Raw genomic sequence first — 15650 nt, forward strand, 5'->3', positions numbered from 1 at the left:
CTGTGGGAGCGAGCCTGCTCGCGATGGCGGTGTGTCAGCGACATCCATGCTGACTGATGCGCCGCTTTCGCGAGCAGGCTCGCTCCTACAGGGGGATTTTGTCGCTCACGAAATTGAGTCTGGCTCGGGGAGGAGTTGGACGCCGAGGTACAACGCGAGCATGCCGTCCAGCCGAAGCGGGTCGACGCCGCTGAGCTCGGCAATCCGCTCCATGCGGTAACGCAGGCTGTTGCGATGAATGCCCAGCGCATCGGCGCAGGCCTGGCTCTGGCCGTCGTGTTCACACCAACTGCGCAGGGTCGCCAGCAACTGACCATTGCTGTCCTTGGCAATGACCTTGCGCAGCGGGTTGAGCAATTCGTCGAGGGCGTCGTCGTTGCGGTGGCGCCAGAGCATCACCGGCAACCGATAGCGGTTGAGCGTCAACAACCGGGAGCGCGGCAACACTTCGCGCCCGTAGGCCAGCAAGTCACCGACCCGGCGATAGCAGCGACGCAACCCCGCCAGCCCATCGGCTTGCCCACCGACGGCAATGCGCAGGATGTTCCAGCCGAGGCCGTCAAGCTTGTCCAGCAAGCGCTCGTTCTCGATCGTCTGGCTGGCCGGCCGGCACCAGAGCAACGAGGTTTTGGCCGAGCTGACGCACCAACTGTCCGGATGGCGAGTGGTCAACCAGGCACTCAGTGCCTCGACGGTTTGCCCCGCCGCGTGCTCCAGGCCCAGTTCGAACAGGTACGGCACCCGGGTCATTTGTGGCTTGAGGCCCAACTGCTGCGCTTCATCGATCAGTCGCGGCGAATCCCCGGCTTCGCTGAGCAACAGCGCCAGCAGATCATCGCAGCGCTGGCGCCGCCATTGCTGTTCGGCCTGCTGGTTGCGCTGGCCTACCAGCATTTCGGCGGTCATGCGCACCAGTTCGGCATAGGTTCGCAGTTGCTCGGGTTCGCCGGTGATACCCAGCACGCCAATCAGGCGCTGATCGAGCAACAGCGGCAGGTTGATGCCCGGCTGCACGCCCTTGAGATGAATCGCCGTCTGCGCATCGATCTCCACTACGCGGCCGTTGGCCAGGACCAGTTGCGCGCCTTCATGCCGGGTGTTGACCCGCTCCGGTTCACCGCTGCCCAGGATCAGGCCCTGGCTGTCCATGACGTTGACGTTGTACGGCAGAATGGCCATCGCCCGGTCGACGATGTCCTGGGCCAGGTCGTGATCGAGTTCGAACATGCAAGTGATCCTTGAAGACGGTGATGGAACGGGTTGTTCACCCGCACAGGCCTTGGTTGCAAACCCTGTGCTCAGGCACAAAGACAGCCACCCTGAGGGTGGTCGAGACTCTCTGGGCGATCAACGTTACCCTTTGCATCGCAAAAAATCATAATAAAGAGAGAGCCGCCATGACACAGAGCGCCGTAGCGTCCGAGGCCATCGCTGACGACAAAAACGCCGTCTACAAGCGCATCACCCTGCGTTTGATCCCCTTCATATTCATCTGCTACCTGTTCAACTACCTCGACCGGGTCAACGTTGGATTTGCCAAGCTGCAGATGCTCGACGCGCTGAAGTTCAGCGAAACCGTGTACGGCCTGGGCGCCGGTATCTTCTTTATCGGTTACGTGCTGTGCGGCGTGCCCAGCAACCTGGCCTTGACGAAATTCGGCCCACGGCGCTGGATCGCGCTGATGATGATGACCTGGGGCACGCTGTCGACCTGCCTGCTGTTCGTCACCACACCGACCGAGTTCTATACCCTGCGCCTGTTCACCGGTGCTGCCGAAGCCGGGTTCTTCCCCGGCGTGGTGTTGTATCTCTCGCAGTGGTTCCCGACCTTCCGCCGTGGTCGCATCATGGCGTTGTTCATGTCGGCGATCCCGGTCTCCGGCCTGCTCGGCAGCCCCTTCTCCGGCTGGATTCTCAACCACTTCGCCGCAGGCCAGGGCGGTCTCGCCGGCTGGCAGTGGATGTTCCTGCTGCAAGGCATTCCGACCGTGATCCTAGGTGCGCTGGCTTATTTCCTGCTCAGTGACAGTTACGCCAATGCGAAATGGCTGACCCCGTTCGAGCGTTCGGTGCTGGAAGGCGACCACGCTGAGGACCTGGCCAACAAACCGAAAACCACGACTGATTCGCTGCTGGCGGTGTTCAAGAACCCGGCGATCTGGGCCTTCGGCCTGATCTACTTCTGCATCCAGAGCGGTGTGTACGCGATCAACTTCTGGCTGCCATCGATCATCAAGAACCTGGGCTTCAGCGATAACCTGGTGATCGGCTGGCTCAGTGCGATTCCGTACCTGCTGGCGGCGGTGTTCATGCTGCTCGTCGGCCGCTCGGCGGACCTGCGCAAGGAGCGTCGCTGGCATCTGGTGGTGCCGATGCTGATGGGCGCGCTGGGGCTGCTGATCGCGGTGAACTTCGCCGCCAACCCCACCATCGCGATTCTCGGCCTGACCATCGCCACCATGGGCGCCCTCACCGGCCTGCCGATGTTCTGGCCGGTGCCGACCGCCCTGCTCAGTGCCGGCGCTGCCGCCGGTGGCCTGGCACTGATCAACTCCATGGGACAGATGGCTGGTTTCCTCAGCCCGTACCTGGTGGGTTGGGTCAAGGACAGCACCGGTTCGACCGATGCGGCGCTGTACCTGCTGGCGGGAGTGATTGTCTGCGGCAGTCTGCTGGCGTTGCGCATGACTCGTACGTTGCGCGCCTAAGCACCACCACCCTTGTGGGAGCGAGCCTGCTCGCGAATGCAGAGTGTCAGCGACATCAATGCTGACTGACACACCGCTTTCGCGAGCAGGCTCGCTCCCACAAGTTTTTTGCGTTGGCCGGATAATTCGGTTTGCCCCGCATAGCGATTCTGGTATCTGATTGAGCCTTTCCCACCGGTAAAAGGATTTGCTCATGAGCTATCGCACACTGGGTCATTCGGGTCTGCAGGTGTCCACGCTGACCTTGGGCACCATGATGTTCGGCGAACAGACCAGTACCGAAGACTCCCTGCGGATCATCGACAAGGCCTGGGACCAGGGCATCAATTTCATCGACACCGCCGACGTCTACACCAACGGCCGTTCCGAGGAAATCGTCGGCGAGGCCATCGCCAGCCGCCGTCATGAATGGGTGCTGGCGACCAAGGTCGGCTTCGGTCCCGTGGACGGTGTCCCCAACCGCAGCGGTCTGAGCCGCAAGCATCTGTTCAACGGTCTCGACGCCAGCCTCACGCGCCTGGGCACCGACTATCTAGACATCTACTACCTGCACCGCGAAGACCACAACACGCCGCTGGATGTCACGGTATCGGCCATTGGCGACTTGATTCGCCAGGGCAAGATCCGCTATTGGGGCCTGTCCAATTATCGTGGCTGGCGCATCGCCGAAGTGATTCGCGTGGCTGACAAGCTCGGCGTCGACCGGCCGGTCATCAGCCAGCCGCTGTACAACATCGTCAACCGCCAGGCTGAAACCGAGCAGATCACGGCGGCGCAAAATTATGGTCTGGGCGTGGTGCCCTACAGCCCGCTCGCGCGCGGAGTGCTCAGCGGCAAATACGCGCCGGATGTGAAACCGGACGCCAACAGCCGTGCCGGTCGCCAGGACAAACGCATCCTTGAGACTGAATGGCGCGTCGAATCCCTGCGCATCGCCCAGCAGATCCAGCAGTACACCCAGGAGCGCGGCGTCGGCATCGTCGAGTTCGCGATTGCCTGGGTGCTGAACAACAGCGCCGTGACCTCGGCCATTGTCGGGCCGCGTACCGAAGCGCAATGGGACGCCTACACTAAGGCGCAGGCGGTGAAGATCACGGCCGAGGACGAGGCGTTCATCGATGCGCTGGTGACACCGGGACATGCGTCGACACCGGGGTTCAATGATGTGAGCCATTTTGTGTCCGGGCGCAAGCCACACCCAATCTGACCCACTACTCACCCTGTAGGAGCTGGCTTGCCAGCGATAGCGGCCTACCTGCCAGCATTCATGTTGAATGTTAAGCAGCAATCGCCGGCAAGCCGGCTCCTACAGAAGCTGTGTTGATTGAATGGTCAATATCAGTCGGCGAAAACGCGTATCCTCCGCCCCCCCGTTTCACCTTCAACCTCGCGAGGACAGCTTGTCTAAAGGTATCGCTCTATCGGTTTCAGCCTCGGTGCTGTTTGCCGTCATGTATTACTACACGTCGCTGCTCACCCCCTTGAGCGGCGTGGAAATCTTCGGTTGGCGCATGCTGCTGACCGTGCCGTGCATGACCGTGTTCATGGTGGTGTCCGGCGAGTGGAAGCGCGTGCTGGAGATCGTGCGGCGCGCCAAGGCCGATCCGAAGCTGATTGGCGCGTTGATCGCCTCCTCTGCCCTGCTCGGCGTGCAATTGTGGCTGTTCATGTGGGCGCCGCTGAACGGCTACAGCCTGGATGTATCCCTCGGTTATTTCCTGCTGCCGCTGACCATGGTGTTGACCGGGCGGATCGCCTATGGCGAACGCCTGTCGTACCTGCAAAAAGTCGCCGTGGTATTCGCCTGCCTGGGCGTGGTCAACGAGGTGTATCAGGTCGGTGGTTTTTCCTGGGCGACCTTGCTGGTCTGCATTGGCTATCCGACTTACTTCGTTCTGCGCAAACGGCTGGCAGCGGACAACCTCGGCGGCTTGTGGCTGGACATGGCGTTGACGCTGCCCGTGGCCTTCTGGTTCGTTCAGAGCGGTGCACAGGGTTTTCTCGTGTTTGACCAGCACCCATGGTTGTCGCTGCTGATCCCGCTGCTCGGCGTGATCAGCGCTTCAGCGCTGGTGGTCTACATCATTGCCAGTCGCCTGCTGCCGTTCAGCCTGTTCGGCTTGTTGAGCTACGTCGAACCGGTGCTGCTGCTGGGCGTGGCGCTGCTGCTGGGAGAGAGTATCAAGGCCGGCGAATGGCTGACCTATATCCCGATCTGGATGGCGGTGCTGGTGCTGGTGTTTGAAGGGTTCAAACATCTGGTGCGGCAGCGCAGGCCTTAGTACACACAAAACAGATGTGGGAGCGAGCCTGCTCGCGAATGCGGTGTGTCAGTCAACATTAATGTTGAATGTACAACCGCCATCGCGAGCAAGCTCGCTCCCACAGTTTTATCGGTGTAATGGTTTAGTCCGTGGACAACACGCCACGACGAACCTGATCCCGCTCGATGGATTCGAACAGCGCCTTGAAGTTGCCTTCGCCGAAACCGTCGTCGCCCTTGCGCTGGATGAACTCGAAGAACACCGGCCCCATCAGGGTTTCCGAGAAGATCTGCAACAGCAGACGCTTGTCGCCCGACTCGGACGAACCGTCCAGCAAGATGCCACGTGCCTGCAGTTCGCCCACCGGCTCGCCGTGGTTCGGCAAACGGCCTTCGAGCATTTCGTAGTAGGTGTCCGGCGGCGCGGTCATGAAACGCATGCCGATGCTTTTCAGGTGATCCCAGGTCTTGAGCAGGTCATCGGACAGGAAGGCAACGTGCTGAATGCCCTCGCCGTTGAACTGCATCAGGAACTCTTCGATCTGCCCGGCGCCCTTGGACGATTCTTCGTTCAGCGGGATGCGGATCATGCCATCCGGTGCGGTCATGGCCTTGGAGGTCAGGCCGGTGTACTCGCCCTTGATGTCGAAGTAGCGGATTTCGCGGAAGTTGAACAACTTCTCGTAGAAGTTGGCCCAGTAGGCCATGCGACCGCGATACACGTTATGGGTCAGGTGATCGATGATCTTCAGACCGGCACCGACCGGGTGGCGGTCAACGCCTTCGATGAACACGAAGTCGATGTCATAGATCGAACTGCCTTCACCGAAACGGTCGATCAGGTACAGCGGCGCGCCGCCGATGCCTTTGATCGCCGGCAGGTTCAGCTCCATCGGGCCGGTCTCGATGTGGATCGGCTGGGCGCCGAGTTCCAGGGCACGCTTGTAGGCTTTCTGCGAATCCTTGACGCGGAACGCCATGCCGCACACCGACGGGCCGTGCTCGGCCGCAAAGTACGAGGCGACGCTGTGGGGTTCGTTGTTGAGGATCAGGTTGATCGCGCCCTGGCGATACAGGTGCACGTCCTTGGAGCGGTGGGTCGCGACCTTGGTGAAGCCCATGATCTCGAAGATCGGCTCCAGGGTGTTCGGGGTCGGCGATGCGAGCTCGATGAATTCAAAGCCCATCAGGCCCATTGGGTTTTCGTATAAATCTGCCATGGTTGGCGCCTCATCATTTTTTATCAATTAACTAAGGTTAGTTGTAAGCAATGCTGAGACCGCTGGGTGGCGCACAGGAGATGCCCCGCACGCTGCGGGCGAGAAAATCACCGTAGATCAGTTGAAACCCGAATATCTTCATTATCGACCCAAGGCTCTTGCGGGCGAGGCTTCTGCTGCCAGAAGACGATTATTATTGTATGCGTAACCTGATTCTACACAGCGTAAATAGATTTGTCCGCCTTCTGTATCAAATCCCCTTTTTCCTTACCCGCGCAAGGGGTTTGTTGCAGAGGAAAATCCCCGCCAGTATCAGCCCGCCACCCAGGCACATGGCCAGCGTCAACGGCTCATCGAGCAACAGCGCCCCCAGGATCACCGCTGTCAACGGGTTCAAGGCAATGAACACCCCGGAACGCGTTGCACCGATTGTGCGGATGCCGTCGTAGTAGCCAATGTACGCCAGCGCCGAACCCAGCACGCCGAGGTACAAAAGGCTCAACCATTGCTGGGCATCCAGGTGAGCGATCGCAGAGACACTCACCTCGCCACGGACAAGGCAGGTCATCCAGAGCATGACGGTGCCCAGCAGAATCGAACAGGTCACCGTTTGCACTGGTCCCAGGGTCTGGTTCAGCTCTCTGGAGCAAAGCGAGTAGACACCCCAGCCGAGCACGCAGCCGAAAATCAGCAGATCGCCGATCCAGGCATCGGTACCTGCGGCCAATAATTGCGGGTTGCGACTGACGATCACCATGCTCGCGCCCGCCATGCAGATTGAGATACCGGCGACTTTTGCCCGGTTCAAACGCTCCTTGAACAGTAGCCAGGAAGCCAGGCCGATCACGGCCGGGTTCAGTGCCACGATCAAGGATGCCCGTGAAGCGTTGATGTAATGCAGGCCATAAAAGAAGCACAGGTTGTAGAAGAAGATCCCGAAAAAGCCAAGCAAGACCAATTGCAGCCATTGCCGGGCGCTGGGTCGGAGCAGCGGTATGCGCGCCATGTGTATAAACAGCAGCAATGCCACGCTGGCCAGTAAAAACCGCAGGCTGGCAGCCAGCAGCGGGCTGAGGCCGTCAGCCAGAAAGCGTCCGGCAACGAAGGTGCCGCCCCACACCATGCTGACGCCCGCCAGTTTCAGATACACCGGCACATCCGAGGGTTTTGACAGGGTTTGCTCACAGATCGTCATAAGGTTCCAGGGTCGGATGTCGGAGAGATGAGTTATCATCCGACTAATACTCAGTCATCGTAAAATGAGCAAACACTCATGACCCTCACTCAACTGGAGATTTTCTCCCTCGTGTCCGAACTCCACGGCTTCACGCCAGCGGCAAATCGCCTGGGCATTTCCCAATCGGCGGTGTCCCATGCCTTGAAGTCTCTGGAGCAGGAGCTGGGGGTCGAATTGTTGCGCCGGCATCAAACCCGGGTCGAGCCAAGCGACATTGGCCAGCAGTTGCTGCTGCGCGCCCGCGCGATGCTGGGCCTGGCCAACACCCTGCGCCAGGAAGCGGCCGATGCGCGGGGCATGAAACGCGGCACGCTGCGTATCGGCTCGTTCGGGCCGACTTCATCGATCAAATTGTTGCCGTTGATACTGCAGCAGTACCGCGCCGCCCATCCCGGCATCGAAGTGCATATCGACGAAGGCCCAGACCGCCAGGTGCTGCAGTGGCTGGAGGAGCGACGGATCGACATCGGCTTTGTAGTATTGCCCGAGGAGCGTTTCGACACGGTCGCGCTGATCGAAGACCAGATGGTCGCGCTGCTGCCCGCCGACCACCCGCTGGCGGTTCACGACAGCCTGAACCTGAAGGACCTGTGCGACTTCCCGTTTGTGCTGACCGAGGCCGGTTCTTCGGAGCTGGTTTCACGCCTGTTCACCGCGGCCCGACTGACGCCCAACATCCGTTATCGCTGCTCACAGCTGCTGAGCACCCTGGATGTCGTCGCTCGTGGCGATGGGGTGACGGTAGTCGCCGAAGGTTCATTGCCCCATCAATCAGACAGCCGTTATGTGAGAAAACCGCTGTCACCGACGGTGGTGCGCCAGGTCGGCCTGGCGGTACTCGATCGACGCCAGGCATCACCCGCGACGCTGGCCTTTATCGAACTGGCCGCAAGCCTCGACCTGCGTTGAGCGGCATAGCTACCAGCACAACTACCGAGGGCCAACTATCATGGCCCTTATCCGAACTCTTTATGGGAGGCGTATTGCCCTGCCAGCTGTTGAGAGCCTTACTTCTTCGTGACGGGATTCGCGAATGCCGCTGAAAGCCAAAACCCGCAGTCGCAGCAAGAAAATTGCTGTCACCCTGCTCTGTGGATTACTCCCGGTACTGCTGGGGGCCACCATTCTTTACATGCAGGCAGGACGTGTGCTTAAGCAAGACACCGAACAAACCGCCGAGGAAGCGGTTCGTCAGTTCGACTTGATGCTCGACAACACCGCCCAGGCCGCTCGCGAACTGCTGCCGATGGCTGGCCAAAGTTGCAGCGAGGTCAATCTGGCGCTGCGCGAGCAGGTCACTCGCCGCCCATTCGTGCGCTCGACCAGTCTGGTGTGGGACAACAACCTCTATTGCAGTTCGCTGTTCGGCGACTACCAGGAGAAGGTCAACCCCGGCGACTACACCCAGGGCGCTTTGTGGCTCATGAACGGCAATCCGGTGACGCCCAACACCGCCTTGCTGGTGTACCGCCTGAGCGAAGGACAAAAAGGCGCGCTGACGACCCTCGATGGTTATCACTTGGGCAACGCTCTGCGCTTGATCGGCCGCCAGACCTTGCTGGTGCTGCAAGTCGGCCCGGACTGGATGTCCGCCGATGGCAAGGTTCACGCCGGTGCCGCGCCTGAACTACCCGTTGCCCAGAGCCGCTTGGCCTCCGGGCACTATGCCTTTGCCGTGGAAGCCGGTTTCCCCAAAGGCGAAACCTGGCGATACATGAGCCGCGAGTATCCCCCCCTGTTCAGTCTGCTGATTTTCTTCGGTGTGATTGCCGGGTCAATTGGTCACTTCCTGCAAAAGCGCTCATCGGCGCCCACCCAGGAAATGCAACGGGCACTGGAAGCCGCAGAGTTCATTCCGTATTTCCAGGCCGTGGTGCATGGCGACAGCAAACGCTGGTCCGGTGCTGAAGTGCTGATGCGCTGGAAGCATCCGAAGGAAGGCCTGGTGCGTCCGGACCTGTTCATCCCGTTTGCCGAGCACTGCGGACTGATCGTACCGATGACCCGTTCGCTCATGCGACAAACCGCCGCCCTGCTCGCGCCGCAATCCGCCGGATTCAACAAACCCTTTCACATTGGCATCAACATTACCGCCAGCCATTGCCAGGACCTGGAGCTGGTCAAGGATTGCCGCGAGTTCCTCGATGCGTTCGAGCCGGGCTCGATCTACCTGGTACTGGAACTGACCGAACGCGAACTGATCGAGCCAACGGACATCACCCTGCAACTGTTCGAGCAACTTCGTGAACTGGGCGTGAAGATCGCCATCGACGATTTTGGCACGGGTCATTCAAGCCTTGGCTACCTGCGCCAGTTCAATGTCGACTTCCTGAAAATAGACCAGAGTTTTGTCGCCATGATCGGCATCGACACCCTCTCCAGCCACATCCTCGACAGCATCATCGACCTGGCCGTCAAACTCGACCTTGCCCTGGTGGCTGAAGGTGTCGAAACCCCTGAGCAGAGTGATTACCTCAGCGCACGCCAAGTCAACTTCCTGCAGGGTTATCTGTTCGGCAAACCCATGCCCGGGGCGGAATTCATTAGTGCATTAAGCGACCATTAACTCGAAAATTTAATCGATAAAACAACGACTACAGGCATAAATTTGAATCAAGACACTACTGCCGTTACATGAAGAAAAAGACAGGATTTACTCTTGGCCAATTAACTACTACAATTTTTCCTGCCTGCGCTAATTTGGCAGGTGAGCCACTATCACCGAGTCGCTTCAAGGCTCTTGGCTTATAGCTTTGTTTGCGGTTGGTATCAGCCAAACACACTATTGGAGTAAAGATATTGTCCAGACTCGCTGAATTTCGTGCAGCCGAAAAGGCCCTTCAAGAACAGCTCAAGCAGTTGGAATCCCTGAAGAACGATGCCGGGCTCAAGAAAGAAATCGAATTCGAAGAGAAGCTCCAGGGCTTGATGAAAACCTATGGCAAGAGCCTGCGCGACATCATCGCCATTCTCGACCCGAACCCGGCAAAATCCGGCCTGCAAGCAGCAGCACCGAAAACCCGCCGTGCCCGTGTGGTCAAGGTTTATCAGAACCCGCACACCGGCGAGCTGATTGAAACCAAGGGCGGCAATCACCGCGGCCTGAAAGCCTGGAAAGAACAGTACGGTGCAGCCACCGTTGACTCCTGGCTGCGCGGCTGACTCTCGCGACGACAAAAAAGCCCTGCTTATGCAGGGCTTTTTCATGGGCTATCTAAATGCCCGCGGCGAGCACAAGACAACTACCTGCCCCCCCGACTACTTTGTGCTTAATCCATTTCGATATCTAAAATTTTTTTCATGCATCGAAAAAGCACTGTCGCCAACTAAAGTTTCAAGCTGTTACGGGCTGCGTCTATTTCATCCTGGCTCGCCTTATAAGCCTCGGCCTGCCCGGCGTAGGAAAAAACATAGGCCTTATCGGCATCCACCGCGGCCACCAATGTTTGCGAAAGCACATGCCGGCCGTTTTGCGTGACGGTGCAGGTTGTTTCCAACGCGGCCAATCGACTCAAGGTAGTCGAATGAATTCGTGTGCAGACACTTTGATACCCACCCTGAAAGAAGTCTTTTTGAACTGACTTGCGCATCTCCAGCAATACGCCTTCGAGGTTTACCTGATGATCGCTTTGCACCGGGCTCATGGTCAGCTCCATCACCAGGAGCGGCGATCCATCCTGATCATTTTTCACCGCCCGCTGGCGACTGACCCCCGACGCAGAGTCAGGGACGGCTTCGATCTGCCAGCCTTGCGGCCAGGTCACCACTGGCGCATCGGCACGAGCAGCGCCCACCAGCGAAAACACGCTCAGGAGGATAAACAGCAGGTTACGGAATCGAATCATTGCAATCGGCACTCACGGATCAAGCCGTAAAGTCTGGGCCCAGGCCGGCTGTCAGGCAATAGCCGACTGTTTGGGTTTGGTGATGTCCGAACCCTTGCGTATCATTGTCACCATTCGTTAGCCCACATATTTCCCGGAGGGCCCATGAGCCTGCACGAATTGAACACCTTCCCCGGCGTCACCGCCCAACCGGACACCGCTACGCAGAAATTTGTCTTCAACCACACCATGCTGCGGGTCAAGGACATCACCAAGTCCCTGGACTTCTACACACGCATCCTGGGCTTTACCCTGGTGGAAAAACGCGACTTCCCGGAAGCCGAGTTCAGCCTGTATTTCCTGGCGTTGGTCGACAAAAACCAGATCCCGGCCGATGCCGCCGCACGCACAGAGTGGATGAAATCGATCCCCGGCATTCTGGAGCTGACCCACAACCATGGCACAGAGAACGATGCGGATTTCGCCTACCACAATGGCAACACCGACCCGCGCGGTTTCGGCCATATCTGCATCTCGGTGCCGGACATCGTCGCCGCCTGCGAGCGCTTTGAAGCACTGGGCTGCGATTTCCAGAAGCGCCTGAGCGATGGCCGCATGAAGAGCCTGGCATTCATCAAGGACCCGGACGCCTACTGGGTCGAGATCATCCAGCCCGCTCCACTGTAAGCCTCACCACAAATCCCCTGTGGGAGCGAGCCTGCTCGCGAAAGCGCCAGTCCATGCAAAAATGATGTGACTGACAAACCGTCTTCGCGAGCAGGCTCGCTCCCACATTGGTAATGTGCAAGACACAAAAAACCCCATGACCGATCATGGGGTTTTGTGTTTTCAGCGCCGGGCTTTATGCCGGGGCGGACGTGCGGATCAGGTGATCGAAGGCGCTTAGCGAAGCCTTGGCGCCCTCGCCCACCGCGATCACGATCTGCTTGTACGGCACAGTAGTCACGTCGCCGGCGGCGAACACACCCGGCACCGACGTTTCACCGCGAGCATCGACAATGATCTCGCCACGGGGTGACAGCTCGATGGTGCCCTTGAGCCAATCGGTGTTGGGCAGCAAACCGATCTGCACAAAGATCCCTTCCAGCTCCACGCTGCGCACTTCGTCGCTCTGGCGATCCTTGTAGCGCAGGCCGTTGACCTTCTGACCGTCGCCGGTGACTTCAGTGGTTTGTGCACTGGTGATCACGGTGACGTTCGGCAGGCTGTGCAACTTGCGCTGCAACACCGCATCGGCGCGCAACTGAACGTCGAACTCCAGCAGCGTGACGTGGGACACGATACCGGCCAGGTCGATGGCCGCCTCGACGCCGGAGTTACCGCCGCCAATCACTGCCACGCGCTTGCCCTTGAACAGCGGGCCGTCGCAGTGCGGGCAGTACGCCACGCCTTTGTTGCGGTATTCCTGCTCGCCCGGGACGTTCATTTCACGCCAGCGCGCTCCGGTCGCCAGAATCAAGGTCTTGGCTTTCAGCGTTGCGCCGCTGGCGAAGTGAATCTGGTGCAGCTCGCCATTTTTGCCGGGCACCAACTTGTCGGCACGCTGCAGATTCATGATGTCCACGTCGTACTGCTTGACGTGTTCTTCCAGCGCCACGGCCAGTTTCGGCCCTTCGGTTTCCTGCACCGAGATGAAGTTTTCGATGGCCATGGTGTCCAGCACCTGACCACCAAAACGCTCGGCCGCGACACCGGTGCGAATGCCTTTACGGGCCGCATAGATGGCCGCCGAAGCACCGGCCGGGCCACCGCCGACCACCAACACATCAAAGGCTTCCTTGGCGCTGATTTTCTCGGCCTGGCGTTCAATGCCGCTGGTGTCGATCTTCGCGAGGATTTCTTCCAGGCCCATGCGGCCCTGACCGAAGTTCACGCCATTGAGGTAGATGCTGGGCACGGCCATGATCTGGCGTTCATCGACTTCAGCCTGGAACAGCGCGCCGTCGATGGCGACGTGGCGAATGTTCGGGTTCAGTACCGCCATCAGGTTCAGCGCCTGGACCACGTCCGGGCAGTTCTGGCACGACAGCGAGAAGTAAGTTTCGAAGTTGAACTCGCCTTTGAGCGAGCGAATCTGTTCGATCACTTCGACACTGGCCTTGGACGGATGACCGCCGACTTGCAGCAAGGCCAGCACCAGCGAAGTGAATTCATGGCCCATCGGGATGCCGGCAAAACGCAGGCTGATGTCGGCTCCCGGGCGATTGATCGAGAACGATGGCTTGCGTGCATCATCACCGTTGTCGAGCAAAGTAATCTGGGTGGAAAGACTGGCAACGTCTTTCAACAGTTCGAGCATTTCCTGGGATTTCGCGCCGTCGTCGAGGGAAGCAACGATCTCGATCGGCTGGGTGACCCGTTCCAGGTACGATTTCAACTGGGCTTTAAGATTGGTGTCCAACATACGGGCGATTTCCTTTTTGCTGTTTCATATAAAGCAGGCATAAAAAAACGCCCGAGCGAATCTCGCCCGGGCGTTTTTATTGGGCGGTGCAGCTTACCGAGTAGGTGCGGAGTTCCGCCCTGATGGTGCGATCACAGACTTAGATCTTGCCGACCAGGTCCAGAGACGGCGCCAGAGTGGCCTCGCCTTCTTTCCACTTGGCTGGGCAAACCTGGCCCGGGTGAGCAGCGACGTACTGGGCAGCCTTGATCTTGCGCAGCAGCTCGGAAGCGTCACGGCCTACACCGCCGTCGTTCAGTTCAACGATCTTGATCTGGCCTTCCGGGTTGATCACGAAGGTGCCACGGTCAGCCAGGCCAGCTTCTTCGATCAGCACGTCGAAGTTGCGGGAGATGGCGTGGGTCGGGTCGCCGATCATGGTGTACTGGATTTTGCCGATGGCTGGCGAAGTGTTGTGCCAGGCAGCGTGGGCAAAGTGGGTGTCGGTGGAAACACTGTAGATCTCGACGCCCAGTTTCTGGAAGGCGTCGTAGTTGTCAGCCAGGTCTTCCAGCTCGGTCGGGCAGACGAAGGTGAAGTCGGCCGGGTAAAAGAACACTACAGACCACTTGCCTTTCAGGTCAGCGTCCGAGACTTTTACGAAGTCGCCATTTTTGAATGCATCAGCTTTGAACGGTTTAACTTGGCTGTTGATGATAGGCATCGTTGACTCTCCGTCAGGGGTTAAGAAGTTGATGGAGAGAACTTTACCCACTCGACGAACGGAAGGCTCATTGGCAAACCTGATGCTGCTGATTGGCTTTAGCTATTAGCCAGCTGTATTAATAGAAGAAAACGGTATCTAGGGTGACACGGGCTTTTCCGTGAGCCGCGCCATCCCGAGGAACGGACTGGCTTCGATGTAGCGCATGGCCGACTTCATGTCCTTCCAGCCCACATAGCTCATCAGCGACTTCAGATCCCAGCCACTTTGATGCGCCCAGGTCGCAAAGCCGCGGCGCAAGGAATGGCTGGTGTAGAGTTCGCCGGCAATGCCTGCGCGCGCCAGCGCCTGGCGCAACAAGGGAATCACGCTGTTGGCGTGCAAGCCCTCTTCCCCCAGATGCCCCCAGCGATCGATGCCACGAAACACCGGCCCACGCACCAGTGCCGCTTCGGTGATCCAGTCGATGTAAGCCCCTGCACGTGTTCAACCTGAAGCCTGCACAACTCGTCGCTGCGAAAGCCGCGCCAGAAGCCCAGCAGGATCAACGCCATATCGCGCCTGGCCCGCAACAACCCCGGGCGGTCGCCTTCGGCTCTTGCGGTTTGCACTTCCAGCTCCAGACAACTGACCACCTGCTCCAGGTGTTGAAGCTGCAAGGGTTCGGCCTGTTTTTCCTGGGCCGGGTGCAACGCGCGGATGCCCTTGAACACCTTGCGCACCACCGGCGCCTTGGTGGGGTCGGCAAAACCCTGGCTGTTGTGCCACTGCGCCAAGGCCGACAAGCGCAGCTTCAGCGTATTGATCGACAACACCCCGGCATGCGCCACCAGGTAGCGCGCCACACTGTCGCCGGTTGCCGGCAGAAACCCGCCCCAGGTGACTTCGAAGTGTTCGATGGCCGCCCGATAGCTGCGACGGGTGTTGTCGCGAGTCGCGGCTTGCAGATAGCGATCCAGATCGCTCATAGGACATGAACCTGTTTTAACCGACTGTAGGAGCGAGCCTGCTCGCGATGATCGTTAACGATGACGCTGGTTGGCAGGTGCCCCGCGGCGGTCTTGGGGTCATCGTCGGATCGCCGCCCGGAGCAAGCTCGCTCCTACAAGGGTTTGTGTACGGAAATAGCGCGAGGAATATCTCGAAACTGCCATCACACGGGGTAATACCAGTATATCCCGTGTTAATTACATTCAGCATTTAACTTTATCAATTGAATGGTACAATGCGTATTTATGTGGTACGTACCACATCAACAAAACCCGGGAGA

Annotated in this window: 15 protein-coding genes; 7 read left to right on the forward strand and 8 right to left on the reverse strand. The window is 59.0% G+C overall.

Features of this window, described 5'->3' with window-relative positions; genetic code table 11:
* Window positions 1-105 precede the first annotated feature (105 nt).
* Window positions 106-1227: a sugar diacid recognition domain-containing protein gene (locus CD175_RS00885; RefSeq protein WP_104447285.1), complete on the reverse strand. Its 1122-nt coding sequence runs from the start codon at window positions 1225-1227 to the stop codon at window positions 106-108.
* 170 nt (window positions 1228-1397) lie between these two features.
* On the opposite strand from CD175_RS00885, the gene CD175_RS00890 reads away from it, so the two are divergent.
* From CD175_RS00890 to rarD, 3 genes are all read left to right on the forward strand, one after another.
* A complete protein-coding gene (locus tag CD175_RS00890) occupies window positions 1398-2708 on the forward strand; it encodes an MFS transporter (RefSeq protein WP_104447286.1) in 1311 nt (436 codons plus the stop codon).
* Window positions 2709-2901: 193 nt separating this feature from the next.
* Window positions 2902-3915: an aldo/keto reductase gene (locus tag CD175_RS00895; RefSeq protein WP_104447287.1), complete on the forward strand. Its 1014-nt coding sequence runs from the start codon at window positions 2902-2904 to the stop codon at window positions 3913-3915.
* Window positions 3916-4108: 193 nt separating this feature from the next.
* A complete protein-coding gene (gene rarD / locus CD175_RS00900) occupies window positions 4109-4990 on the forward strand; it encodes an EamA family transporter RarD (RefSeq protein WP_104447288.1) in 882 nt (293 codons plus the stop codon).
* A gap of 124 nt (window positions 4991-5114) precedes the next feature.
* On the opposite strand, the gene hppD is transcribed toward rarD, so the two are convergent.
* Together hppD and CD175_RS00910 are read right to left on the reverse strand one after the other, a co-directional pair.
* A complete protein-coding gene (gene hppD / locus CD175_RS00905) occupies window positions 5115-6191 on the reverse strand; it encodes a 4-hydroxyphenylpyruvate dioxygenase (RefSeq protein ID WP_007979060.1) in 1077 nt (358 codons plus the stop codon).
* 250 nt (window positions 6192-6441) lie between these two features.
* Window positions 6442-7386, reverse strand: a complete 945-nt coding sequence (locus CD175_RS00910; RefSeq protein ID WP_104447289.1) for a DMT family transporter — start codon at window positions 7384-7386, stop codon at window positions 6442-6444.
* A gap of 78 nt (window positions 7387-7464) precedes the next feature.
* Between CD175_RS00910 and CD175_RS00915 the strand changes: the two genes are divergently transcribed.
* From CD175_RS00915 to CD175_RS00925, 3 genes are all read left to right on the forward strand, one after another.
* The gene (locus CD175_RS00915; RefSeq protein ID WP_104447290.1) at window positions 7465-8337 is read left to right on the forward strand and encodes a LysR family transcriptional regulator; all 873 of its coding nucleotides are present in this window, start codon (window positions 7465-7467) and stop codon (window positions 8335-8337) included.
* A gap of 124 nt (window positions 8338-8461) precedes the next feature.
* Window positions 8462-9994 (forward strand): EAL domain-containing protein, encoded by a 1533-nt coding sequence (locus tag CD175_RS00920; RefSeq protein ID WP_104447291.1) that lies wholly within the window; start codon window positions 8462-8464, stop codon window positions 9992-9994.
* A 233-nt stretch (window positions 9995-10227) separates the two neighbouring features.
* Window positions 10228-10590, forward strand: a complete 363-nt coding sequence (locus tag CD175_RS00925; protein WP_007975932.1) for a histone-like nucleoid-structuring protein, MvaT/MvaU family — start codon at window positions 10228-10230, stop codon at window positions 10588-10590.
* Between the two features lie 164 nt (window positions 10591-10754).
* On the opposite strand, the gene CD175_RS00930 is transcribed toward CD175_RS00925, so the two are convergent.
* Complete coding sequence (locus CD175_RS00930; protein WP_104447292.1) at window positions 10755-11273, reverse strand: DUF4946 domain-containing protein; 519 nt, start codon at window positions 11271-11273, stop codon at window positions 10755-10757.
* A 144-nt stretch (window positions 11274-11417) separates the two neighbouring features.
* On the opposite strand from CD175_RS00930, the gene gloA reads away from it, so the two are divergent.
* Window positions 11418-11939, forward strand: a complete 522-nt coding sequence (gene gloA / locus CD175_RS00935) for a lactoylglutathione lyase (RefSeq protein WP_104447293.1) — start codon at window positions 11418-11420, stop codon at window positions 11937-11939.
* Window positions 11940-12114: 175 nt separating this feature from the next.
* On the opposite strand, the gene ahpF is transcribed toward gloA, so the two are convergent.
* From ahpF to CD175_RS00950, 4 genes are all read right to left on the reverse strand, one after another.
* Entirely contained in the window at window positions 12115-13677 is a 1563-nt protein-coding gene (gene ahpF, locus CD175_RS00940) for an alkyl hydroperoxide reductase subunit F (RefSeq protein WP_104447294.1), read from the reverse strand.
* Window positions 13678-13816: 139 nt separating this feature from the next.
* Complete coding sequence (gene ahpC / locus CD175_RS00945) at window positions 13817-14380, reverse strand: alkyl hydroperoxide reductase subunit C (RefSeq protein WP_007975937.1); 564 nt, start codon at window positions 14378-14380, stop codon at window positions 13817-13819.
* A gap of 138 nt (window positions 14381-14518) precedes the next feature.
* Window positions 14519-14764, reverse strand: coding sequence for a tyrosine-type recombinase/integrase (locus tag CD175_RS31395; RefSeq protein WP_205886308.1), 246 nt, complete (start codon window positions 14762-14764; stop codon window positions 14519-14521).
* Entirely contained in the window at window positions 14746-15348 is a 603-nt protein-coding gene (locus tag CD175_RS00950; protein ID WP_205886309.1) for a site-specific integrase, read from the reverse strand. The genes CD175_RS31395 and CD175_RS00950 overlap by 19 nt, the downstream gene beginning before the upstream one ends.
* Between the last annotated feature and the right edge of the window lie 302 nt (window positions 15349-15650).

It is taken from the genome of Pseudomonas laurylsulfatiphila (assembly GCF_002934665.1).
In the GTDB taxonomy this organism is placed as follows: domain Bacteria; phylum Pseudomonadota; class Gammaproteobacteria; order Pseudomonadales; family Pseudomonadaceae; genus Aquipseudomonas; species Aquipseudomonas laurylsulfatiphila.

What these genes read in the sequence shown, in the direction of transcription:
- CD175_RS00930 (WP_104447292.1), bottom strand. Translation starts at nt 11,273, where the DNA reads ATGATTCGATTCCGTAACCTGCTGTTTATCCTCCTGAGCGTGTTTTCG.
- CD175_RS00895 (WP_104447287.1), top strand. Translation starts at nt 2,902, where the DNA reads ATGAGCTATCGCACACTGGGTCATTCGGGTCTGCAGGTGTCCACGCTG.
- CD175_RS00920 (WP_104447291.1), top strand. Translation starts at nt 8,462, where the DNA reads ATGCCGCTGAAAGCCAAAACCCGCAGTCGCAGCAAGAAAATTGCTGTC.
- CD175_RS00915 (WP_104447290.1), top strand. Translation starts at nt 7,465, where the DNA reads ATGACCCTCACTCAACTGGAGATTTTCTCCCTCGTGTCCGAACTCCAC.
- ahpF (WP_104447294.1), bottom strand. Translation starts at nt 13,677, where the DNA reads ATGTTGGACACCAATCTTAAAGCCCAGTTGAAATCGTACCTGGAACGG.
- CD175_RS00950 (WP_205886309.1), bottom strand. Translation starts at nt 15,348, where the DNA reads ATGAGCGATCTGGATCGCTATCTGCAAGCCGCGACTCGCGACAACACC.
- gloA (WP_104447293.1), top strand. Translation starts at nt 11,418, where the DNA reads ATGAGCCTGCACGAATTGAACACCTTCCCCGGCGTCACCGCCCAACCG.
- ahpC (WP_007975937.1), bottom strand. Translation starts at nt 14,380, where the DNA reads ATGCCTATCATCAACAGCCAAGTTAAACCGTTCAAAGCTGATGCATTC.
- CD175_RS00890 (WP_104447286.1), top strand. Translation starts at nt 1,398, where the DNA reads ATGACACAGAGCGCCGTAGCGTCCGAGGCCATCGCTGACGACAAAAAC.
- hppD (WP_007979060.1), bottom strand. Translation starts at nt 6,191, where the DNA reads ATGGCAGATTTATACGAAAACCCAATGGGCCTGATGGGCTTTGAATTC.
- CD175_RS00910 (WP_104447289.1), bottom strand. Translation starts at nt 7,386, where the DNA reads ATGACGATCTGTGAGCAAACCCTGTCAAAACCCTCGGATGTGCCGGTG.
- CD175_RS00885 (WP_104447285.1), bottom strand. Translation starts at nt 1,227, where the DNA reads ATGTTCGAACTCGATCACGACCTGGCCCAGGACATCGTCGACCGGGCG.